At 42.8% G+C, this 22,554-nt stretch carries 26 protein-coding genes; 21 read left to right on the forward strand and 5 right to left on the reverse strand.

Annotation, left to right across the window (positions count from 1 at the left end):
- Window positions 1-4: 4 nt before the first annotated feature.
- Window positions 5-3,646, forward strand: coding sequence for a conjugal transfer protein TraG N-terminal domain-containing protein (locus R7R24_RS19935; protein WP_014386834.1), 3,642 nt, complete (start codon window positions 5-7; stop codon window positions 3,644-3,646).
- 50 nt (window positions 3,647-3,696) lie between these two features.
- Here R7R24_RS19935 and R7R24_RS19940 read toward each other — a convergent pair whose 3' ends face one another.
- Entirely contained in the window at window positions 3,697-4,083 is a 387-nt protein-coding gene (locus R7R24_RS19940) for a hypothetical protein (RefSeq protein ID WP_109320325.1), read from the reverse strand.
- Window positions 4,084-4,785: 702 nt separating this feature from the next.
- Here R7R24_RS19940 and R7R24_RS19945 point away from each other — a divergent pair.
- Genes R7R24_RS19945 through R7R24_RS19960 form a run of 4 tightly spaced genes read left to right on the forward strand, consistent with a single transcriptional unit; the run spans window position 4,786 to window position 6,803 of the window.
- Window positions 4,786-5,043 (forward strand): helix-turn-helix domain-containing protein, encoded by a 258-nt coding sequence (locus R7R24_RS19945; RefSeq protein ID WP_032073043.1) that lies wholly within the window; start codon window positions 4,786-4,788, stop codon window positions 5,041-5,043.
- A gap of 45 nt (window positions 5,044-5,088) precedes the next feature.
- The gene (locus tag R7R24_RS19950; protein ID WP_014386837.1) at window positions 5,089-5,631 is read left to right on the forward strand and encodes a transglycosylase SLT domain-containing protein; all 543 of its coding nucleotides are present in this window, start codon (window positions 5,089-5,091) and stop codon (window positions 5,629-5,631) included.
- 1 nt (window position 5,632) lies between these two features.
- Window positions 5,633-6,238: a hypothetical protein gene (locus R7R24_RS19955; protein WP_014386838.1), complete on the forward strand. Its 606-nt coding sequence runs from the start codon at window positions 5,633-5,635 to the stop codon at window positions 6,236-6,238.
- Between the two features lie 37 nt (window positions 6,239-6,275).
- Window positions 6,276-6,803 carry a FlhC family transcriptional regulator gene (locus R7R24_RS19960; RefSeq protein WP_342749706.1) on the forward strand — a complete coding sequence of 176 codons (528 nt, stop codon included), beginning with the start codon at window positions 6,276-6,278 and terminating at the stop codon, window positions 6,801-6,803.
- 76 nt (window positions 6,804-6,879) lie between these two features.
- Here R7R24_RS19960 and R7R24_RS19965 read toward each other — a convergent pair whose 3' ends face one another.
- The gene (locus R7R24_RS19965; protein WP_014386840.1) at window positions 6,880-7,155 is read right to left on the reverse strand and encodes a hypothetical protein; all 276 of its coding nucleotides are present in this window, start codon (window positions 7,153-7,155) and stop codon (window positions 6,880-6,882) included.
- Window positions 7,156-7,168: 13 nt separating this feature from the next.
- Window positions 7,169-8,146 (reverse strand): ParM/StbA family protein, encoded by a 978-nt coding sequence (locus tag R7R24_RS19970; RefSeq protein WP_014386841.1) that lies wholly within the window; start codon window positions 8,144-8,146, stop codon window positions 7,169-7,171.
- Between the two features lie 472 nt (window positions 8,147-8,618).
- Here R7R24_RS19970 and mobI point away from each other — a divergent pair, with 472 nt between their 5' ends.
- The gene (mobI, locus tag R7R24_RS19975) at window positions 8,619-9,173 is read left to right on the forward strand and encodes a conjugative transfer protein MobI(A/C) (protein ID WP_014386842.1); all 555 of its coding nucleotides are present in this window, start codon (window positions 8,619-8,621) and stop codon (window positions 9,171-9,173) included.
- Between the two features lie 24 nt (window positions 9,174-9,197).
- A complete protein-coding gene (locus R7R24_RS19980; RefSeq protein ID WP_014386843.1) occupies window positions 9,198-9,488 on the forward strand; it encodes a hypothetical protein in 291 nt (96 codons plus the stop codon).
- A gap of 863 nt (window positions 9,489-10,351) precedes the next feature.
- Here R7R24_RS19980 and R7R24_RS19985 read toward each other — a convergent pair.
- Complete coding sequence (locus R7R24_RS19985; protein WP_014386844.1) at window positions 10,352-10,813, reverse strand: hypothetical protein; 462 nt, start codon at window positions 10,811-10,813, stop codon at window positions 10,352-10,354.
- Window positions 10,814-11,213: 400 nt separating this feature from the next.
- Between R7R24_RS19985 and R7R24_RS19990 the strand changes: the two genes are divergently transcribed.
- From R7R24_RS19990 to R7R24_RS20045, 12 genes are all read left to right on the forward strand, one after another.
- Entirely contained in the window at window positions 11,214-12,026 is an 813-nt protein-coding gene (locus tag R7R24_RS19990; protein ID WP_181726419.1) for a hypothetical protein, read from the forward strand.
- Window positions 12,027-12,080: 54 nt separating this feature from the next.
- On the forward strand, window positions 12,081-12,470 hold the full coding sequence (locus R7R24_RS19995) for a hypothetical protein (RefSeq protein WP_014386846.1): 390 nt from the start codon (window positions 12,081-12,083) through the stop codon (window positions 12,468-12,470).
- Complete coding sequence (locus R7R24_RS20000) at window positions 12,460-12,864, forward strand: hypothetical protein (protein WP_014386847.1); 405 nt, start codon at window positions 12,460-12,462, stop codon at window positions 12,862-12,864. The genes R7R24_RS19995 and R7R24_RS20000 overlap by 11 nt, the downstream gene beginning before the upstream one ends.
- Window positions 12,865-13,640: 776 nt before the next feature.
- Complete coding sequence (locus R7R24_RS20005; protein WP_014386849.1) at window positions 13,641-14,114, forward strand: hypothetical protein; 474 nt, start codon at window positions 13,641-13,643, stop codon at window positions 14,112-14,114.
- A 10-nt stretch (window positions 14,115-14,124) separates the two neighbouring features.
- Window positions 14,125-14,418, forward strand: coding sequence for a hypothetical protein (locus R7R24_RS20010; protein ID WP_014386850.1), 294 nt, complete (start codon window positions 14,125-14,127; stop codon window positions 14,416-14,418).
- A gap of 5 nt (window positions 14,419-14,423) precedes the next feature.
- Window positions 14,424-15,554: a hypothetical protein gene (locus R7R24_RS20015; RefSeq protein ID WP_014386851.1), complete on the forward strand. Its 1,131-nt coding sequence runs from the start codon at window positions 14,424-14,426 to the stop codon at window positions 15,552-15,554.
- A gap of 2 nt (window positions 15,555-15,556) precedes the next feature.
- Window positions 15,557-16,519 (forward strand): signal peptide peptidase SppA, encoded by a 963-nt coding sequence (gene sppA, locus R7R24_RS20020; RefSeq protein ID WP_014386852.1) that lies wholly within the window; start codon window positions 15,557-15,559, stop codon window positions 16,517-16,519.
- Window positions 16,520-16,531: 12 nt separating this feature from the next.
- Window positions 16,532-17,407 carry a DsbA family protein gene (locus R7R24_RS20025; protein WP_032073044.1) on the forward strand — a complete coding sequence of 292 codons (876 nt, stop codon included), beginning with the start codon at window positions 16,532-16,534 and terminating at the stop codon, window positions 17,405-17,407.
- An 18-nt stretch (window positions 17,408-17,425) separates the two neighbouring features.
- Complete coding sequence (locus R7R24_RS20030) at window positions 17,426-19,000, forward strand: hypothetical protein (protein WP_032073045.1); 1,575 nt, start codon at window positions 17,426-17,428, stop codon at window positions 18,998-19,000.
- Window positions 19,001-19,196: 196 nt separating this feature from the next.
- A complete protein-coding gene (locus R7R24_RS20035) occupies window positions 19,197-19,607 on the forward strand; it encodes a hypothetical protein (RefSeq protein WP_131815226.1) in 411 nt (136 codons plus the stop codon).
- A gap of 67 nt (window positions 19,608-19,674) precedes the next feature.
- A complete protein-coding gene (locus R7R24_RS20040) occupies window positions 19,675-20,127 on the forward strand; it encodes a thermonuclease family protein (RefSeq protein WP_228209261.1) in 453 nt (150 codons plus the stop codon).
- On the forward strand, window positions 20,124-20,639 hold the full coding sequence (locus tag R7R24_RS20045; protein WP_032073046.1) for a hypothetical protein: 516 nt from the start codon (window positions 20,124-20,126) through the stop codon (window positions 20,637-20,639). Before R7R24_RS20040 ends, R7R24_RS20045 begins: the two co-directional genes overlap by 4 nt.
- Before the next feature lie 4 nt (window positions 20,640-20,643).
- Here the strand turns inward: R7R24_RS20045 and R7R24_RS20050 are convergent, their stop codons facing one another.
- Window positions 20,644-20,919: a hypothetical protein gene (locus tag R7R24_RS20050; protein ID WP_032073047.1), complete on the reverse strand. Its 276-nt coding sequence runs from the start codon at window positions 20,917-20,919 to the stop codon at window positions 20,644-20,646.
- Between the two features lie 379 nt (window positions 20,920-21,298).
- On the opposite strand from R7R24_RS20050, the gene R7R24_RS20055 reads away from it, so the two are divergent.
- On the forward strand, window positions 21,299-21,562 hold the full coding sequence (locus R7R24_RS20055; protein ID WP_226977602.1) for a hypothetical protein: 264 nt from the start codon (window positions 21,299-21,301) through the stop codon (window positions 21,560-21,562).
- A 39-nt stretch (window positions 21,563-21,601) separates the two neighbouring features.
- Complete coding sequence (locus R7R24_RS20060; protein ID WP_046224247.1) at window positions 21,602-22,552, forward strand: DNA-methyltransferase; 951 nt, start codon at window positions 21,602-21,604, stop codon at window positions 22,550-22,552.
- Window positions 22,553-22,554: the final 2 nt, after the last annotated feature.

Consider the following 22,554-nt stretch of genomic DNA (forward strand, 5'->3'; position numbering starts at 1 on the left):
CTTCATGCCTGAATTTACTATTTACTCCATTGGCGACTCAGCATTTCTTGAGCAGATATTAATTGCTGTAGCCATGATCACGGGGACCAATGACTTCACCAAGATGGTCAGTGTTGGGTTGCTTATTGGTGTAGTGATGATAACCGTTCAATCTGTTTTCCAAGGGGCAAAACAGATCAATATTCAGCAAATTTTTATGGGGTGGCTACTATACGCCTGCTTCTTCGTACCGACTTCATTAGTCAAGATTGAAGATGCTTACACCGGGCAAGTTCGTCCTGTGGCAAACGTGCCGATTGGTATAGGCTTTGCCGGAGGTGTTATATCGAATGTTGGCTACACCCTAACAAAATTATTTGAGACTGGTTACGGCATTATCGTACCCAATGTTACTGAAACTCACTTTTCTGAAACACTCAAGCTACTGAATGATGTAAGACGCGGTGTGTACGATAGCGCTATTTTTACAGCCCTAAACCAAGAGCAAGGTGGTGGCTATGTTGATGTTCGTCGCTCAGTTTCTAATTACATTAGAGAATGTACGCTAACAAAAGTAGATCTCAACCTGATGAGCTTAGATGAGCTTCTAACACTCCCTTTAGATCAAGCCTTACAATTCAATTCTTCACTATACGGAACGCGTGTATATCTAAACGCGTCGAATCCCGATGGTGGTGATTTTACTTGTAGTGAGGCATGGTCTACAGCTGAGGGGGTTGGCATTGTTGGGGCATTAAATAACCTAAGTGGGTCCAATGTAAATAACGCTTTAAACAATCTACTTGGTGTAGATCCTACCTATACAGGTGTAAATGCTCTAACAAAGATAGCTGACTCATTACAAGCAGTAGGAGCAATTTCCACCTCAGCAGTAGAATATACAAAAGTCGCTCTACTAGAGCCTTTGTATTATGAAGCAGCTGCCGGACGATACCAGGACCTTCAAGACTATGGTTCTGCATTGATGATTAACCAAGCGATTCAACAGCGAAACACTCAATGGGCAGCAGAGCAATCTATGTTCATGTCAGTCGTCAGACCGATGTTAACGTTCTTTGAAGGTTTTGTTTACGCGATAACTCCTATAATGGGCTTTATCATCGTTATGGGTTCAATGGGAATGACGTTGGCAGGAAAATACTTCCAAACGGTTCTCTGGATACAGCTATGGATGCCAGTTCTATCTATAACAAACCTATTCATTCATACAGCAGCGACTAATGAAATGGCAAGCCTGTCTACACCAGGCTTAAACTCAATGTATGCATTATCCTCAACAGGAGACATTCTACAGAACTGGATCGCTACGGGGGGAATGTTAGCAGCAGCCACTCCTATTATTTCACTATTCATAGTGACAGGATCAACATACGCATTTACCAGTCTAGCTAACAGGGTTAACGGTTCTGATCATGTCAATGAGAAAATTCAGTCGCCTGACGCTTTGAATCAAGGCCCAGTAATGAACAGTCAACCTGCATATAACCACAACCAATTTAGTGGGACGATGGCAACAGGAGCGGAAAGCATGATCAGTTCATTTTCTCTTGGCTCATCTATTGGAAGCGGGGTTAGCTCAGCAAGGGCAGTACAAAGCCAGAAGTCAGAAGCATTCTCAGACACCCTTGGCCGAGGTTTTTCTCATGGCGTATCACAAGACCAAGCATACTCCCGTCTTTCTAGCATTGGCCGAACAATCGGTTCACAAAACACTCAACAAAGCCAGTTGGTTAATCAACAAGCTAAAAGCTTCATGGATAAGTTTCAAGTTGATGATCAACATGCCGATGCTGTAAAAGGCGCGTTCGCAATGCAGGCTACAGGCTCTTTAGATGTAAAAGAAGCTGCGGCAATGGTAATGCCACTGATGGGCACCGCTCGTGCAGCAGTAAAAAATGCAGTTAAAGGTCCCTCCAAAGGAACTGGTTTGGCAACTATACCTTCTCAAGAGGATGGAGCCAAAGGCGGTGGTGGTGATATTGTAGGTCTAACTGCTCAAGCCCAGGGAAAAACGGAATCGTCTGCAACAGATACGTCAACATGGTCTGCCAGTGATGTATCGCAATTCATGAAAAATGTTTCATGGGGGAAGACTGATTCTCAGGCACTTACCAATCAATTAGCTCATGGCATTAATAGACAAGGTGGCGAATCCTTTAAACAGTCATGGGGTGATAATTTATCTCAAAATCTATCTAAGTCTGCACAAGAGCTTGTTTCTGCCACTAATGCATATACAACAATGGATCAATTGCAAAACTCTATGGGCTCGATGACAAATAGCGACTTTAAAACATTGGGTGGCGAAGTCGCTCGCTCGCCAGAAGCAATGGATTACCTCAACCAACATTATCAAAATGCACCGGACTCAGTTCGAAAAGAAGCGGCAAATCTCGAACAAAGATATCGTGGTTATGGCATGGACCCAGGTGTAGCTAAAGCGGCAGCTAGACTGACAGCTATGACAAATACCAACAACTATCAGCCAGGGCAACAAGTTGGAGGCTTCCAAGCTGCTGTTAGTGCAATCAACTTAGCTACCGGGAGAAATAGCGGATTTGAAAGCGACCCTCTACAGTACAGCGGCCTCACTCCTCCGACTGTGCCAGAGAATTTAGGGCAGACAGTTGGCAGCAACGTTGGAAGCGGTCCTGTTTTACCTTCCAATTTTAGGGAGAACACAATCAGTACGTCTGGCACAGCTCCGGTAACAGAAACGCCACCAACACCTCCTGTTACTCCGGTAACTGGCGAACATGATGCAAACCTCCAACAATTAGGCAATCTTGCAAATCAGACTAACCGAGCTGTTTCTAGCCCAGAAGAGCAAAAAGCAAGAAATAATATGCTCAATGCTTTGCCGGATATGTCATGGAGCGCTTCCACTTGGGGGGCAGTAGACAATACTGGAGACTGGTTGGCTCGAAGAGCTGAGCAAGTTGGTGGTGCAGCAGTAGCTGGTGGACAGGCGACAGCGAGCGATTTTTCAAATGCAATGGATCAGTTGCGAACCATGACACCAGAACAAAGGGACCAGTTTATCGAAGCGACTCAACGTGGTGACGACTATATATCCGAAGAGTACGGCTTTGGCGGAGAAATGGCAGTTGCAGCGGCAAAATTAGGTCGTAATGTTATTGGCGCAGCAGCTAGCGGTTACAACGCAGCCAAAGAGTGGTTAACGGGAGAGTCGGATCTCTCAGAAGCAGCTAAAGGAATGAGCTTAGAACAACGAGGGGCATTCTACGCAGCAGCGGCAGCGTCGGCAGCGGAAGCTGGCGGTAGTGCAGCAGCTAATTTCATGGAACAATATGGAGATGAATTCAAGCAAACTATGGCTGAGCTCGGGACATCGAGATACGGTTTAACAAACGAACAAGCGGCTGTTTATGCTGAATCTTTTGATACTAACCAAGATAGAATGAGTCAAGCTGTTAACAACTTAAAAATGCAGTATGCTGAAACTGATGCTAATGGTTCAGTAATGATGAATGAAGATGGCAGCCCTGTTTTATCTCAACAAAACCAAGAGTTTACAGACCAACTTGTGAATGTTTTACAAAATGCAGGTGACGCTGGAGATAGATCAGGAAGTTATCTTACTGCCGTTCGTGGCTACAACATTGCAAATCAGCAATTCGATTAATTCTTCCCTTTCACCCGAATCCAAAAGGAGCACCAAGTGCTCCTTTTTATTTAGAAGGTATTAAAAGGATTACCATTTGAATCTACATCCATACCTTTGTGGCCCATCATTGGCAAACCTGTAGCGGGATTGTGTCGTTTTTTCTTTGCGCATCTCCCAGTTCCTATTTTATTAACACCACCAGAATAAACAGCGCGCATCCCAACGAAAAGAATAAAAGCCATCATTGCTACCAATGCTACTTGCCACTGTATGTATGCGACAGCAGACCAGAAAACAATCGCTGCAAATGGACTTTTATGAACCAATAACACAAACCCCAACGTCCAGTACATTACAGGAACAGACATCAAAGCCCATCCCCAAGCAGTATCCGCTGCCATAACAAACCCCAGCAGCAACAGAAACAAACCGATAATATTAATGACATGCTTCATGCTCTTACCCTCAACGAATTTCATAATACCAATATAACACAGAATCAAATAATGCAACCATGAATCCGTCTTCTACTACTCACTTTCACATGTGAAAGTGCCTATAACGCCATCTTCATATAGAAAAATATGAAAAATGTGACTTTCACTCAGCAAAAATGTGATGAATACGCTAAATATAATAAAGAACCATTTGTGAAATCAGTTGATTATAATTTTATTAGTGGTTAAAATGCACCCTATTCGGTCAAATGTAATGGTTGCAATTGCATCTGATCCCATCTGCAAGTCAGAGTATTAATAAGAATCACCCTTAGGGTTAGTTGTGAATTTATTAGGAACCAGCGCCCGCTCGGTTCCTAAACCTTATTTAGCTTACTACACACACGTAGAGTACATTCCTTTTTGGTACTCTGCCTCTTCGTACCACTCCCCCGAATGGTACGCCTATAGCCCATGACTCCAACCCAACTGGGCATAAAATTCTAGCAGGTCAAAAGCACCTGCATAAAAATTAAACTTCAAATTTCAATTCGCTTACTGCAAAAAACGTTACCACGCAAGATAAAACTATTTTTAAAGTTTTTTTCTGTTGATAGGCTCACTTTATGATCCTATAAATAAGGTCATAATACGTCAAGAAATGTCAACAAACGACAAGAAAGCAACTTTAAAAAGAGTTTGGTAATAGAGAGACAAAGGATGTATTTGAATAGCGAAATTCCCCAAAACGAAGAACAGAAACGCAGTTGGATAAAGTATCAATTAAAGATACAAGGGAAATCCCTGGCATCCCTGGCAAGGGAGCACAAAACATCTCGACAAGTACTTTCTAACACTTTGTACGAACCGTCCCCGCGCTGGGAGTACGTTATCGCACAAGCGTTAAACAAAAAGCCTACTGAGATATGGCCGGAAAGATACGAAGACGGATTACCAAAAGAAAAATTGAAAGTTTAAGGGATCACCCCGAAGGACTGGCTAGGAAAATAAGGGTTTTCATATATGGCAAGGGTCAAGAAGTTTATAGCAATTACGTTGCTCGGGATGTCTAGCGTAGCAAACGCGATTGACTTAACTGGTACAGTATTCGAAAAGGCAGCAATAAAACACGGTGTAGAAGCGAAGCTTTTGTACTCTGTTGCGTTGGCTGAGTCAGCTACAGGTCGAGGTGATGGAAACATTAGCCCTTGGCCTTGGGCATTAAGGACACTCAAAGGTGGTCCTCATTACGAGACCTCTCTCGAATCAGCCAAGTTAAAACTCGATGCACTTCTCGCTCAGCACGGAAGAAATGTTGACGTAGGTATGATGCAAATCAATCTGCGTTGGCATGGAGATAAAGTAAGTTCTCCAGATGAGCTCTTGGACCCTGCTAAAAACGTTGACGTCGGAGCTGGTTACTTAGCCCAGTGCATTTCGTCCGCTCCTGGAGATTTGGAGCTAGGCATCGGTCGTTATTACACCTGGTCTGATGAAGCTAGAGCAAGAAATTACGGCAGTCGAATCCTTGCCATTTATAGAAACTTGGATACTGAGGGCATTTAGGATGGACTACTCATGTTCTTACAATATGAATATTGCCTCTCTTAGTGAATCCCAGGCTGATAGAAATGTTTACGAATTTGATCTGTCTTTATGGACATTGTTGAAGCACCTAGCAGAAATCCACCCACGAGAAGTCTCGGAGCAATTTTCTCTTCCACTGGAAACAGTGGAAGCACTTGCGGATGCTACAAAGCATCAATTAGAGCTCTTATCATCAGGTGTAATCCTTTCTTTTAAGCTTTCCTCGCCAGAAAAAATCTATATCTCACACTTGGAGCAATCCTTCGATCAAATTTGTTTGACGCCTTCTTCTGACTCTGGATTTGGGGCTGCATATTGGCTGCTTATGGGAAAAGTGTCACAGCAAGACATTAATATTGCAGCGCAAACTTTCGGGGTCTCAGTCAACCTTACAAAAATCGTATCTCAAGCCTCTGATAATCAACTAAGAAACTTAGCATGTAGCCAGGACATGCCATTTTCGATCAGGTTTTCACCTGAGCTGGTGAGAGAAATTCTGGACAGTGACGAACAAAGGGTTACACACCTCATTTTAAAGAAGCATCAACAATCTATAACTACAACGGGAGGCGGCAATGAGTTGTAATTCAAACTCTTTGGCCCGATGGATATCGGCTAGGAACATGGCTTTGGCTGGATACATTACCAAGATCATCATGGTAGAAACAGGACTTACCTACAAGCAAGTACGTAGAATGTACAAAGAGCTAGAAGATGAAGGTCTTGAAATTTGCAGGAAGAGTAGAACTGCGCGTGGAGGTGCAACTTTGATTCATAGCCATACATCAAAGATTGAAGCGTCTCTATTGATGCAGCTTTATTACAATATAGCTGGCGAAGCGGCCCTTCGTTCAATAAACATTGATGCACTCCATGTGGCTTACCAAATGTATTGCGCTATTAGAAATGAGACGCCTGGAATGAAAGGAACTCGTTGGCAGATGCTCGACATCACCGATGCGTGGTGTTTAGCCCAAGAGCTGCGTTCTGGTGAAGCTATGATAGAAACTTGTCATAGCTGCAAGTGCAACTACTTCACATCAGTTAATCAAAGAACAAGTGTGGATTGCCCTTTCTGTAAAAACCAAGCATGTAGCGGAAAAAATGAAGAAGAATCGCTCACCCATGAAAGCAACTATTCTTATGCTTGATTTGCTCATTGATTAAAAAAGGGGTGAGATTTCTCACCCCTTTTCTATTGGAACAACGCTCTATTTACAATCTGCGTCATACACTTTGCAGCAATTTACCTTTCAACCCATTCCTAGCTTTGTCTAACTTATTATTTTTCTCTTCAACCTGCTCTTCAAGTGGAGGGCTAAAGTGTTGGACTGTAGTCATTGCCCCACCTCTAAGAGCATACATACCTAACATAGCTAAACATCTAAGACGGTCACAACGTTCCTTATGATGCATTTGAGATAGCTCTTGATAAAGCTCGGGAAATGCCTGCTCTGAGACTTTGAAATTACTAATTTTCCCATCCCAATCACTACTAGCCATATGTCCCCCTTAACTAGCCGCAGAACCAAAAACCACGAGCATTCGATGCCACTGCGTTGGAAGGAACCACAACCTTTGAATGAGGGAACAGTTCTTTTGCAGCTTCTTTGTAAGCCGAAGCTCCTCCACCAGCAAGCAACACAGCATCAGCAGCCATACCTTCTTCACGCATAGACTTCTTCATAGGCGTTAATGCATTTGGAGCAACCTTAGACGCAGCCTTATCGAAGTACTCACTAAGAGGAACTTTCGAACCGTGTAGAAGCAATTCTTTCTTATTCGAGCGGATAGCTTTTTCGATTTTTTCTAATCCAGGTCCCGTACCATAGTCCTCTTGTATTAGTCTATTTAGTTCCTGTAGAAGAATAGACATTGCTTTCAGAGACGTACCAGAAGATTGATAACGTACCTCCCCCTCTTCGAGAGCGACCCAATCAACACTAAAAAACCCAGGGTCAATAACAACTGTTCGACCTTCATTTATGATTTCTAACAGTTCCTCATCATCGCAAGAACTAACCACATCCATATACGCTCCGGCAGGCTGAGGCACGACTACAACTGATTTCACCAGCACCTTTCTTTTAGGTGAAATTTGATGCTCACCAGTAAGACGTTCAACAAGTGCATCTCTCTTAGACTTATCCATAAACTGATCAACAGGAAGACCAGTTACAAGAACATCAATCTCTGAACGTCCGCTCAAAAGTAAGCCAGCTAAAAATAAAGCCTTATACGATTTGGTTGAGGGATAATCACCATGTAACTCTCTTTCCCAACCCTGCAATCGATCTGGCTCTACCCCAGCGACCCATTTTTCTCCGTCTATGTCCACCAGGATACAATTAGACGCGCCTCCCATTAACTGCTGAGGCATAAGCTCTGCTGGCCCAGCGCCTACAGGCAGAACTTCAACCTTAGGCTCTTCCCCCTTCTCTCCGTATGCAAGTTTTAAGTTTGAGTATCCAATATCTAGACCAAGAACAAACATGCCCCACTCCTATTAAATCAAAAAGTAATCACAAGATGGCTTTTAGATGCAATTCAGCCGATGAGAGACAATTTACATCACGACATTTACCAAGACCGCCTCCACAATTGCCCAAAAGGGGCGTTTAGATTGCTTTTCGATTAAAAAAACCAAAAAAAAGCAACAATCGAAGCATTTGCTCAAGACTCTTTAATAACCTCGCTGGTGTATAGTGAAATATTTATGAGTAGAAATCCTATATCTATCTGGATAAAACCGATACATAATCATAAAGATTGCAATATCTAGGATATTGGTAACAAATTATCCAGATAGATAGAGCGTTGACAAAAATAATTCACGAGCTATCGTAAGAGAGTACCTATCTATCTGGATAAAAGAGTTAAATCCTCCAGATAGATAGGTATTTGGATAGGAATTGGTTAGGAATTTTGCTATTAGCCACGCTAAAGCCAGCTCAGGAGCCTAAGAAATGAGTACGGATAAAACCAGTAAGAAGGCAAATATAGACTGGGATCTTTTGTTAGATCCCAAAAATGAGGATGAAAGATCTGAACTGTACCTTGATGACATTGAAGCAATATCAAGAGACTTTGTTCTAGAGATACAAACCGCACTAGAGCAAGAGATGAAAGTTCTTATCGTTGAAGCAAAGAAAAGAGCAGACGTACATTGGGCATCAAACAGAATAGCCAGAGAAGAAGAGGACGAAAATAATCAATGGCGATTCGGAACTAGGGCAAGAATGAATGGAAGAAGCCTATCTGCCGAATGGTTTTTAAACCGTTTCAAGCCAGATCCAAAGGGGGGTAAATCCCAAGTGTATTCAACATACCTCAAGAAAGGGACAGGCAATCAATACGACTTGTCAGCATTCAAAAAAGCCACTGACGATGAGTTCAAGTCCATAAAAATGACCGAAGAATACTACGCAGTGCTAAGACAACGCTCAAATGTACTAATGAAGATCCGTAGGCTTCTGAATGACTACGAAAAACTTATTGATAAGCGAAAGGTTGAACTATAAGAACAATGAACCAAGGAGACCAACATGAATTCTGTATCAGCCACTGAAATGGCAAAATTAGGCAAATGTGAAAAAATGATCAAACGATCACGAGTGAGTAAAAGGATCAACGAGAGAGCGCCTAGAAAGCTCTCTAACGCTTTTAACGGAACCAGTGATACATTGCGAGGTGAATTTGCTCACTTCTCCTATGAGAGTGCCACACAGCGCTTTATGACAGACAAACAAGTTAAATGCCGTCGTGTGCTGCAACTATGTTTAAGCGGTGCGTTCGCTATGGGATTGCTATCACTAGTAGCTTTATACGCAAGTTAAGCAAGGGTAATTTGCACTCACAAGACACAGAGGAATTGGTGTTAGTACAAAACTTATCCACTTTTTCTGTGGATAAAAACATCATTTGTCACCTCACAACAAACCTTACTGATACACAGAATTTGCACGTTGTTAAGAGCAGCATTGAGACACAGCAAAGGTTTTAATGTCAGAGTCGAAATAATGGCTTACATCCTCTCGGCTTACTTCCATTAGGTGATTACCCCCAAACACAACGCTGCCCTCTACAAATCACCAATCGGATACTAAACATGATTGCCAGGTAAAATTCGAACGAGACGAGAGCTCTAACAATGTCACAGCAGAACATAGCGTGACAAAACACAAATGACGCACCAGAACACACCAAGCCAATTAACATACAGACCCGATCAGTTAACCGATCGCGCCTTATGTCTATGAATCAATATCAAACCTACCCCAAAACCAAATTAGGGAGCTCTACCAATTAGCAACCTAAAAGACTCCAACAGTGCAGGTCCTAGAGTTAACGAAACCACTTGCTGGTCTTACGTTAATCCAGAAAATCAATGTGTATACTTGCCTTGCGGCCAGCTCAGAAGTTCTATTCTCAAGTATTGCGAGCTTTATTACCTTTGCAAACGCGGTATCCAGCTCACTATCGCCATACGATGAACGTCATAAAAAATGATGCAGATATGAATGTCTTGAAGATACCGAAGGATTTATGTAATGCTTGGTACTACCTAGTTGTGTTTCCTTCGGTCCATAGGAACTGCTTTGGTGAAAGCAAAGAAGATAAATAGCACTAGAGGCTAATCAATGAATTAGAACCCGGTTTGGTGATGTTTCCGAGCACCGAAATAACATCACACATCGAATCAAGACCGGATAGACAACTCAGAACCATTACTCGCCATAACCTCCACAATACCAAACAGAGCTAACGAAAGAACAAACACTCCAGCAAGCAGTAACATAAAGTACCCTATCTCTTTGACTGCGAACTTGAGAGCTGACAACAGAGAGACCTGTTTGCCGGAAATCTTTGAGTAACCCCACTGAAATGCCAGGAACGAAGCTAGGCCGCAAAACGCAACTATACCTGCAACAACCAGAGGTTGTTCTATCAAAACATCCTTATTCAGAAAGCCTTTTGAAATCGCTACTGAGAACAATCTACCAATCAAAAACCCAGCCCCCACAGCCACTCCACTGCGAATTAAGACGACCTTAAAAGACTGGGAATAACTTAGCGTTGTTCCGTTAGTACGCCGAGAAGTGTATTGCACCACCAGCGTGGATATAGCTAATCCAAAGAAAGTAATAACGACAAATTCCATACAAGGCTCTCCAAGCCAATTCTGAGCGTCCAATAAAAAGCATAGGACACTGATTTTCTTTAATCGACCGTACTGACATTTACTTTAACCAGCCGTGAATTAGTGTATTGCATCATCTTTATAAGGTCATATAATGAGCTTAAAAGGCAAACCGAAAACGGACTTGGCTTTTCAATGTGAAATATCGAAAAGCAACCCAAAGACGACATTTAGATTGAATGCTGGGTATGCATAAAAATAGATTGAATGCCGTCAAGAAAAGCAAAGTGCCTTTAAGGTAGTGTTTTGATAGATAAGGTAAAGTTGCATTGTTCACTAAAGGAACACAAAAGCAACCTAAAAACAACTTAGGAGTTAGGTAATGATAAATGGAAAACTAATAGGTTTAGGCGTGTCAATAATGTCGGTAATAATGACTGGTTGTGCGTCAACTTCCCAACCAGTGTCATACGATGAATCACACAGTCGTGCATATAACATCGCGCAGGCTGGTGGATTGTACGATGTAAGTGACAAATACGTCCCAAGAGAGAATTACGAGTCTTTGCAATTTGCAGGCAGCGCTGCGACAAACTCTCTTTTGTTTACCTCCTCCTTCGGTGCGAACCTAGATTTAACATCAGGGTTAGGATTGGGGCTTGTCACCTCTCTTTTAGAGCAGCCCGACACAGCATCCAGAAACAGCGTAATTGCATGGATGCCAAAGTCCGAAGCGTCATCCACCAAAAATGCTCAAGAAAAACTTTTGTCTGAAATGAAAACGGCCATTGAATCAACGCTAGAAGAAATGGGATTAGAGTATGAAGCAACAAATGGCAATTCCGAACGCAAAGTAGAGTTCTACTTTCACAGTGAAGAGTACGGTTGCCCCATATACAAACCAGGCATGACAAATGTGGATCTCTGCTACATAGCAACCGAAGTCTTTGAGCCCCGCGAAGCAAAGGCCCCTAGCTTTGTCGGAGTCGATGAAATTGATTCGTATGCTTTTGAATCAAACCACAGTGTTTACTACAACCGATTCCGAGTTACTCCCGGCAAAGGTAGCCATGTCCCAAGCGACAAAATATATTCACTTGTAAGCGGAAAACTTCCCTCTTGGGCTTATGTTTACGTAGCATCTGGGAACATACAGGTAGGTGAATCTAAATTTAAAACGCCTTATCTACTCGACAATGGCGAACCTCTATTGTTCATACACCCAGAGAACTAATTAGCTCTCCCCAAGCATTTTGCTTAGGGAGATTGCCTTTTTCAGGAGGTAGACATGCAGCAGCAGAAAGAACAAATTACACGCTCAACAATTTCATATAGAAACAAAAGAGCTAAAGAACAAATCCAGCACATACTCCAACTTGCCGAAAGGATTACCTCTGACGTCGAAAAGGAAAAACGAGAGTCCATGCATTTGTGTTTATGTTGCTATTACGCTCGTTCTCAACGAATAGGAGGAGCTGCGATAACATCAAAACCTTGTGGTGTTTGCGAAGAAACAATGCAGTTCGGCTCAACTGCTACTGATGCAGTCTGCGACAGCTGTGCAAAGGAACAGGGGTTATGTAAACAGTGCGGAGCAGACATTGAATTGGCGGAAAGAAGAAAGCCGTACCCTTTTGAGAATGAGATAAATAAAAAGGAACTTTCAAATGATCAATGAGGAATGGTTTTCTGAATTAGAAACAGTTCTGTTTGTGTTGGAGGACTGTCAGGTTGACTGTGATGGAATGACTTATCTAGTAAGCCATCTTCTGAAACAAGCCAACGTTGAACACTGTTGCATGTTCGGCTATGTAACAGAAAAGTCGTCAGGAGACGTAGTAACCCCTCATTGCTGGATTACATTGCCAGGAGACTACATCGTTGATCTCAGACTTAGAATGTGGCTTGGGGATTTCGATCATATTCCCCACGGCGTATTTAAATCAAGCTGCACACCAGATATCGTCTACGAAGGAAAAGGGCTAAGAGACTCAAATTTAGATGTAGACACCTTAGATATGATGTCTGACGGTAGACTTTCACATGTGAAAGTCCCCTCTTTGCTTCACTAGTGCTCCACCAGCTGCAATAGCCCCTTCTACACGGGGCTCTTCCCTGCCCTAAAAGTCTTTCACGCTACCCCTTCCCTCATACCGAACCTAAATGCTTAGTACTTCCTAAGTGGCTACGTGACAAATATTTAAGGGGCTATATAATGATACTATAAAGTAATCGAGAGTATCTTATGAATATAGTCTTGTTGTTAGTTTCACTGATTGTCGCTCCATTTCTAATTGCCAAAGTAGACCTATGGCGGAAAAAGCATTTGCATGAGGTGCTCAGCTGGTGGAGTGAAGAAAACATGCCAAAAGAGTTGAGAAACGCAACTCTGTTTCTTTGTGAAGAAGATGTGGCAACAACACTACCTGTACCTCTGCATGGAAGAGTTGATCAGGTTTTTTTATCAAAAAAGAAAGTCCTTATCCCTCTGGATACCAAGTTAAGGAAAGATAACAGGATCTTTGAATCGGATGTAATCCAGCTATCTGTATACCGAGTGATTCTTAAAAATCAATACAACTTAGAGGTATCCGATTACGGGTACGTTAGAACGGTTGTCCCACAGCCCGACGGAAAGAACAAGGTTCGTTACATCAGAACAAAGTTACTGAATGAAAAAAAAGTCGTCTCTCTCTACTACAAATATCAGGCTATTAGGCAAGGACTAATAAAGACGTCCTGTTCGTGTGAGGGATTGTTTCATTGAGTTCTCAGTTGCCCTTATTGGGCATGTTGCCGTGAGAAGCTTTTGCTGTTTATCCGTTACTCTCATGGCAAAGGAGGGCTTATGCCATTAACAAGAATCAATAAAGCAATGATGTTGCTGATATCTATCGGCGGAGTAATTGCTGGTCTTGCAGGTAAACCTATCGTCGCCTGTACAGCATTAGGGGTAGTTCTTTGGCTTGCGGCCAAGAATGGAGGCTCAAACTCCATCATAGAAATCCGCAAAAAAGCAGCCAAATCAGCGTTCGACAATATGGATCTTGTCATTGATAACAAACGCTGGCTCGGGAAGGATGCAACGGTTGTTAAGGTTTCAAACATCACTGCGGCCAACGAGATAAAAGTGCCTTGGAACCTACAAATTCTTGCTAAATCGGTCAGAGGCACTTGGTTCACTGTAGATATGAGTGTGATTGGGAAAGACCAAATCCTAATCATGGCAATTAATGAGATTGATGAAAGCACAGTCAAGCGTCTGTTAGCGAATGATCACGACTTATACCGTCAATACTTCGGTGAACCAGAGTTGGCGTAAGGAGCGAAATGTGGAAAGAACTCAAACACCAGAAAAAAGTGAAGAAAACCTTAGTAACAAGCCATTGAATCAAGCTGGCTATGCTCAATGCCTGTTTATCCTTATCCAATCAGTGCTTTTCCCTGAGCTTGGCGCTGGTGGAGCAATGATCGCTGCCTTATGTGCAATGATGCCTTGGATGGTTATGTACGCTAAAAAAATGCCAGCACGAGTATTCGGTATGGTCATGGCATCTCTACTGCTAACCCCCTTCTATTCAATGCTATGCCTATTTGTCTTGAAGGTCATTGGAGTTGGAGTGTAGTGCGCATGGATCTATTGGCCCCATTCCTAATATCCGACTTGGAGAGACATGGCGCGAGTCAAGAGCTTATTCGTAATGCACAAAGCTTAAAACACTCGGCTTTCCGTTATAAACAAAAAGATATTGAAGAGCTGTCCAGAAAGCTTGGTATAGAAAGCCAGGAGTTGATGGATGGGCATGTTCAATATATGACTTCAAGATTCACGAGGAAAATGAGCGGCATCATTTCATCATACCTAATGAAAGATACCGGACATTTCGCTATTCAATGTACAGAGCTTTGCCGAGAAGCAGAAGCACTTAGCCTTAAACGCAACCGCGAAGGAAAGCTGGTTCCGTATAGTGCAGCAAATGCTGTGGCTGTTGATCGAATGCTTGATGTCGTCATAGCCAGGGCAACGGAGCTTAAAAATAGAATAGCGGATGAGTTCTTCAACGCAGAAACTAGCTCTGTCTTCATAGAACAAAGAGAAGCTGGCACATTTTGCCCAGAAAAAAAGACTAAAAAACGTAAAGCAAGGCGAAGAAAGAGTTCACCTATTTACGTCAAAGGAAAACCCTACGCTAGTTTAACCGAACTGGCCCAACAAACTGGTAAAGCAGAAAGGACTCTCTATTCAAGGATTAGGGATAAAGGGCTATTAAAAGCCTACCAAACCAACACTATGACAGATGAGAACTGGAACTCAGTCTTATCTGAACCACCAGCTCCAAACAAGGGCCCAAAGGCGGCCAACAAACCTATCACCTATAAAGGTGATTCCTACCCCACGTTAAACCATCTAGCCGAAGCCGCTAACTTAACGTACTCGGCTCTCTACCAGAGACTTCGACATCGAGAATTATTGGAAAAGGCACGATGTAACGAGCTTTCAGATATGGACTGGGAAAAGGTACTCAACGCTATTCCCCCTAATCGAAAAGCCGATGTTGAAATTGTGATAAATGGCAAGGGATACCCTTCCGTTGCGGCAGTCGCTACTAATTTCGGGTTAGCGGAATCCACGTTATCAGAGAGGTTAAAACAAGCCGACAAACTTGAATTAGCGAAAGAGAACAAATTAACCGAGGAAGAATGGGAGCTGTTTCTGGTTCCACCTCACCCAGGTCGAAAACAAACCACAACTAAGGAATAAACATGAGTGAAAACAATAAACCAGAAGCATGGGAAAAAGACATGATTAAAGATCTGGTCTTTACCCTCCATAAGGAACAGGTAAAAGACAGAAGATGGCGAAGAGGGATTCAGTTGATTCGCTCCCTTGGCTTTGTCCTTATGATAGTTGCATTTCTAACCGTAGCTTCAAATCCAGGAGGACTACCTTGGCAGACATCCAAAGCTGACACTCCACATGTTGCATTCATTAATATCAAAGGAGAAATCGCTGCGGGTTCACTTGCAGATGAAGATCATCTAATACCTTCCATTCAGGCTGCTTTCAAAAATCCCCATGCAAAAGCTGTCGTTCTACGAATAAACAGTCCTGGTGGAAGCCCTGTGCAAGCAGGTCGAATATACGAAGAGATTCAAGCTCAAAAAGCAGAATACCCAGAAAAACAAGTTATCGCTGTAATTGATGATATCGGTGCATCTGGTGGCTATTACATCGCCGTGGCCGCAGACAAAATTTATGCGGACAAAGCAAGTATGGTTGGCTCTATTGGTGTCATCAGTTCTGGCTTCGGATTTACCGGGCTCATGGAAAAATTGGGTATTGAAAGACGAGCTATAACATCTGGTGAAAACAAAGCTTTGTTAGACCCATTCTCCCCTCTTTCAGAAGAGATAACTAGCTTCTGGAAGGAAGTGCTATCGAAAACCCACCAGCAGTTCATCGAGCGAGTAAAAGAGAGCCGTGGTGAACGACTCAAAGCCGATCCAAAAGTGTTCTCTGGATTGATCTGGAATGGAGAGCAAGCACTTGAGATTGGGTTAATTGATGGTTTAGGAAGCCTACACTCTATTTCTCGCAATGTTATAGAAGAAACAAACCTCGTTGATTACTCACCAAGTGAAGACATCGTTAAGCGCTTAACACAACGCGCAAAAATGGAAGCTTCAACCCTGATTCATGAATTGGCAACTGTAAAAGTTTACTAAGGACAAAATGTAATGTCAGAACAAACCACACCACAACAACAAAAATCATTCAGTCCAATGCAGAAAAAGCTACTGGCCGTTGGTGCTGCTATGACCCTAATTTTGGGAGCGTCTGTCGCTACAGTGGGATATCAAATTTACCAGACCAAAGAGTTGCTCATTCAAGAGCGCGATTCTCTCCAGTCGAAGATTACTCAACTAGAAAGTGACTATCGCTTTAAATCAGAAGAGCGCTTTAACAATGCAGTTCAAAAAGCACTGGAACATTTCGTTCAACAGAAACGCGAACAGGATATTCAGGCTAAATACGCAAAATACGAATCAGCTCCCGAACAAGTGCCTGACGATAAACGCATATATGGAAACCTGAACGCTCGATTCACGCTGGTGGAATTTTCTGACCTGGAGTGTCCGTTCTGCAAAAAATTCCACGACACACCAAAAGAAGTGGTGGATGCAAGTAACGGGAATATCAACTGGCAATGGAAACATCTGCCATTGAGTTTTCATAACCCAGCGGCAGAAAAAGAAGCGTTAGCAGCGGAATGTGTTGCTGAACAAAAAGGCAACCGTGGATTCTGGGTGTTCTTAGACGAAGTATTTGCCAAATCACAAGGCAATGGTGGTGGAGTGCCTAATTTGGCAGAAGTTATTGAGAGTGTTGGTGCCGATGCTTCCCTAGTTCGAGAGTGTTTAGCTTCTGGCCGTTACGACCTGAAAATAGCAGCAGATGTGAAGCAAGCTACTGAAAATGGCATTTCAGGTACACCAGCGACTTTCATCGTAGATAACCAAACTGGGAAAACTCAGCTTATTCGTGGGGCACAGCCATCACAAGCTATCGCGGCCATCATTCGAAAAATGATGATTGAATCCGAAAACAACTAACAACAGAGGATGTAATTGATGTTAAGAAGAACAGCTTTAGCAGCTGCTCTACTATCAGTGTTGGCAGGATGTGGTGGTTCCAGTGGAGGCACTGGAACTACTTCCAATGGCAATGGTAGTGAAAGCAATAACCAAGACAACTCAACAGAAACAACAACGGTCGCTAAGCGAGAATGGCAAAAAGAAGTGTTACTGAGCTCTCCAACAAGAGATGCAACACTTCCTGTCATCCAGCTACAAAACGAAAATGGTTCGGCTGTTCTATACAGTGCCTGGGTCGAAGAAGCCAACAATGACAAACCGGATGAGCTATATGCTTCTGTAGCCCCTATCGAAGACTATGCGAATGGCAATGTACCTAACAAAGTCAAGATAAGTGCCGATATTGGTGAAATACTAAGATCAGACTGGCAACCATTCATTGTCGATGAAAACCACTACAAGAGCTCTGTTCAAATGAGCCTTTCAAATCATGGTAATGCCTATATTACATGGGTACAGAGAGACAATAGTAACAACCAGAAACTGAACGTTTCCTATTACGACGCAACAACACAAGAATGGTCCCCACCATTAGAAGTTGATCATGTACTTATGACTGACGCGGCAGCTACGAATGAGGAAAGTCGAGTAAAAATCACCGACAACACTCTCTTCACTGACCCGTCAGGACAAAGCATCGTTATCTGGCAAACTCCGATTTTTGGCTCCGATACAAATGCATTGGCAATAGCCTGGTTAAGCAACGACGGCACAAAAGCCAATATCATTGCAACGACAGAACTTTCGAGAAATATAAAAACAAACAGTGACGGTGAAGTTAAAAGTGCTATCTCGATACATTCAGTAGAAACTTCTCCTGGCGTACTTGAAATCCTAAGTATCGAAAAGGGCGCTGATGATGAAAATGATGTCCTAGCCAAACATACCGTCAAACTTGGTCCATTCAATACGCCTGTAGTGGAACGCAGCGTTATTGATGATGATGGAGTCAAGAGTGGTTTAGCATCTATCAACACTAACCTTACTAGCTATGCGCTATGGTCTGAAAGCCGAGGGTCGGGTTCTTCTGACCTAATCGGCGTAACATGGCGTAATGACAACAATGGTTACTCTCCTATCTCAGGCATTCCCAATATAAGTGCCGATGCAGGGCAAGCTAGCTTAACCAGTACCAATGGAGATGTTCATGCTGTGTGGCGTCAACGCGACAATGTTGTTGGCAATACCATCAGAACAGAGAAGCTAATGTTTGCCACATTAGAACAATCCATAGCAAGTAACGTCACAGAGCTCAATTCAAACGGTGCTATATATCCACGTTTGTTTTCTGGAAATGACGACAAGTTATATACAACTTGGAATGGCGAGTACTTCCATATCAAAGAGGCATACATCGAATCTGGAGATATCCATTGGCAAGAAACATATCGTCCATCCTGTGACCCAACAACAGCGATTGATGACCTCTTGTGTGGTCTAGGTGTGCGGGAACGGTACAGCGCGATGGTCGATGGAGATTATGGTGCAATGTCATGGCTGAAAGATGTAAATGGCACAAAGTCAGTATTTATCTCTATCAGCACAAATTGACTTTCACATGTGAAAGCGGCCCCAGTAATTGGGGCCTTTTTGATTGGAGACTACTAAGTCCCCATCCAAAAAGGGCTTCTGGTTCAACGATGACAGTATCCGTCACAGCTATGGATCGGAATTAAATGAAAAAACAACCTAAAAACAACTTTCACATGTGAAAGTGGAATAGGTAAGGAGTGTTATGAAACCACAAATGATGATAAAAATGGCAGCAGCCTACATGATGGCATCAGCTGTAATTTGGAGTGCTGGAGTATGGTTACTAGAACTACCCTCGCCTCTTGGTACTCAAACATGGACGACGTGGTTGGGAGGTCCAATTTTAGTTCTAGTATGCGCATCTTTCATTTCGTACTTGCTTGTAACCTATCACTCAACTGGATTGCTCTTCACTAAAATTTGGATGCTGTGCAATGTCTGCTTGTCTGGGTACAGCCTATTCATGACGTTCAATGATCTAATGCTGGCTGGTGGATGTTTAGCGATTCTCTTAGGGTCTCTTTGGTTCTTGAAGGAACTGGAGCGACCAGAAATGAAAGGGGCCTATACCGCTATTTCGGCATTACACAAACAAATGTGGAATGCTCTATCAGGACAACAGTAAGGAATTAATCATGCTTAAAAAAATTCTAACTACCACCCTTCTCTACTTCGTTTTTAATGCACCAATTATGGCTGAAACCTTTTATGGGAAGGTGGTACGAGTCAGCGATGGTGACACTATAAAAGTCCTCACAGATGCCTCATGCACTGGCACCTATCAGTGTACCGATGGTAAAAAAGAACACCGTATTAGACTTGCAGAAATCGACACACCCGAGTCGAAACAACCCTGGGGAAAGAAAGCAAAACAAGCCCTTCTTTCTATAGTGGGTGGGAAAGTCGTTCGTGTAGAACAAACCGACGTTGATCGTTATGGCCGCATTGTTGGTCATATCTACGTCGATGATTTGTGGGTAAACGGACAACTGGTAAAAACGGGTAACGCATGGGTATACAGGCGGTATGCAAAAAGCACTGAACTGTTTTCTTACGAGCAAGAGGCAAAACAGAATGGTGTAGGCTTATGGGCATTGCCGGAGGCAGAAAGAATGCCACCTTGGGAATGGAGACGTAAAAAGTGAAACTATCCATTAACAACCAACTGGGTAGGGATGTAAGCACATTGGCTTTGAATGTATTTGGTATTTTTGTCTATATCAGCCTGATCCGGATATACCTCCACCAGCTGACGCTTCCAGAGCCACTACTTTTTGCTCTTATGTTCTCCCTTGTATTCAATATCTACTATGAGTTTAAAGCGGGGATATCCCGCTTAACCCATGTAAGAATACTGTGTACCATCATTATCTTTTGTGTTGCGGCATTCCTTGCCCAAGAGATTAGAGGTGTCTATCTAACAACTATGACCGAACTTACAAACTACGAGAACGCAGAAGAACTCATAGGGCAAGAGTACTTAAAAGCTGCTCAAAATAGAGTTGTTGGTTACGGTGGGTGTTTTGCAGTTGGTTTGGTAACGGCGAGAATGTTGCTCTACAAAATCTTAGTTAACGTGGCAAGTAGAGTTTTGGTATTGCCTAACTATCGCGGTAACGTTTGTCCAATGTGCCAGCAACCGACACAAATCCACTAAATCCTCAGCCGACTTTCACATGTGAAAGTCGGTACTTCATCATATCACCTGACGATAGAAGCCCTTTCTCCACAAAGCATTTCATCAAAGACATACTCAAAAAAAATCGCTCTCGCTCACTAAGGTTCAAAATGTTGGCGTTATGCATTTCACGATATGCAATTACCGTCATCATACTTGCTTCAAGCGGTTCTGCTTGGCCTATTACTGCTTTAATGTCTGGCAGGCTATCTAGATCCACGCCAGGCACAGCTTCGTGCAGTGTATTTAATTTAAACACTAATATTTACCCAATAAATAAGTTGCTTTCAAAGGTTCACGATAAGTAATAGTTAATATAGTAGATCTTATCAATGAACATAAAATGTTCTGTCAGAACATCGCAAGGATCTCATTATAGATAAAGAAGATCCAACTCGCACTTTCACATGTGAAAGTCTGTGGCATAAGTTGGCAGGAATCTCATATTTTACAAAACGTTACCCTAGCTAAGTCGCCATAAACTCAACAATGAATCACTTTAAAGAGCTCCCATTATCCAATTAGTTCAATTCCATCGAAGAGATATACCGACATCTCTACAGGATTTAGATATTGCCATTTCATTTAAAGAACTATAAAATGATTCTATGAATTATTAATATTGGTCTGGAGCATAAATGAAACCAAACATGCAGGGGCAGCTGGAGCTTTTCCATGTGGAAGAAGCTTATGCACAAGCTGATGGTCCAATGACCAATGCCGAGCTATATGCGAAGGTAGCAAGTATAGCCGGGCTATCAGAGGCTGAAATCAATACTAAAGCCGAAATCGGCAAAGCCAAGGCACAACACAGCCCTATCAAAAGAAAAATTCGTTGGTTTCAGCAAACATTAAAGTCCATGAATATCATCCAAAAAGTGGACGGTGAGCGTGGCGTATAGAAGCTGGCAAACAAAAATAAAAAAGGGCTTCATGAAGCAATGGGCGAAGTAAAGCTTGTCGCATATTCAACAAATCTAGGCATCGCTATTTGGGGAAATAGCAAAAAGGTATTCACAGAGCTTGGAGAACCGATCCACCTTTGTGTGACATCCCCTCCGTATCCTTTAAAAATCGAGCGCGGGTATGGGAATGTTAGTGAACAGGCATGGGTGGACTTTATCACCGAGTCTTTGGAACCAATTGTAGAAAACTTGGTGCCAGGGGGTTCTGTGGTACTCAACGTGAGTAACGACATTTTTGAAAGTAAACGCCCTTCGCGTTCAACTTACCTTGAACGTATGGTCTTAGCTCTAAATGATCGATTAGGGCTTTCATTAATGGACCGTTGGCCCTGGATAAACACATCCAAGCCACCAGCTCCAACCCAATGGGCTTGCGTTAACCGTATGCAGCTTTGTTCCGCGTGGGAACCTGTTTACTGGTTTACGAACGATCCAGACCGAGTTCGCTCTGATAACCGAAGAGTTTTGGTAGAGCACACTGAGCAACATAAGAAATTACTCGAACAAGGGGGCGATAGTCGTATCGCTACTTACGGTGATGGTGCTTACCGATTAAGAGGGAATGCCTTTTCCAATAAAACGCAAGGCAAGATCCCTAAAAACATAATCCAACGAGGTCATCGTTGTGCTGATACATCAGCAGTAAGGAAGATAGCCAAGGAATTGGGTTTACCACCACACCCTGCAATGTTTCCTACAGACATTCCATCATTCGCTATTGAGTTCCTAACCAATGAAGATGAGCTGGTGGTTGATCTCTTTTCTGGTAGCAATAAAACCGGACTGGCAGCGGAGAGAGCGGGGCGACGTTGGGTTGCATGTGACTTAATTTTAGAGTACGTGCGAACACAAGCTGAGTTGTTTAGCTCGTTTGCTGGCTTTTGGATGAATCCTGCTTTGGCCTGTGTCGGTCGAAGTGTTAAATAAAC

It is taken from the genome of Vibrio sp. 704, from assembly GCF_033339295.1.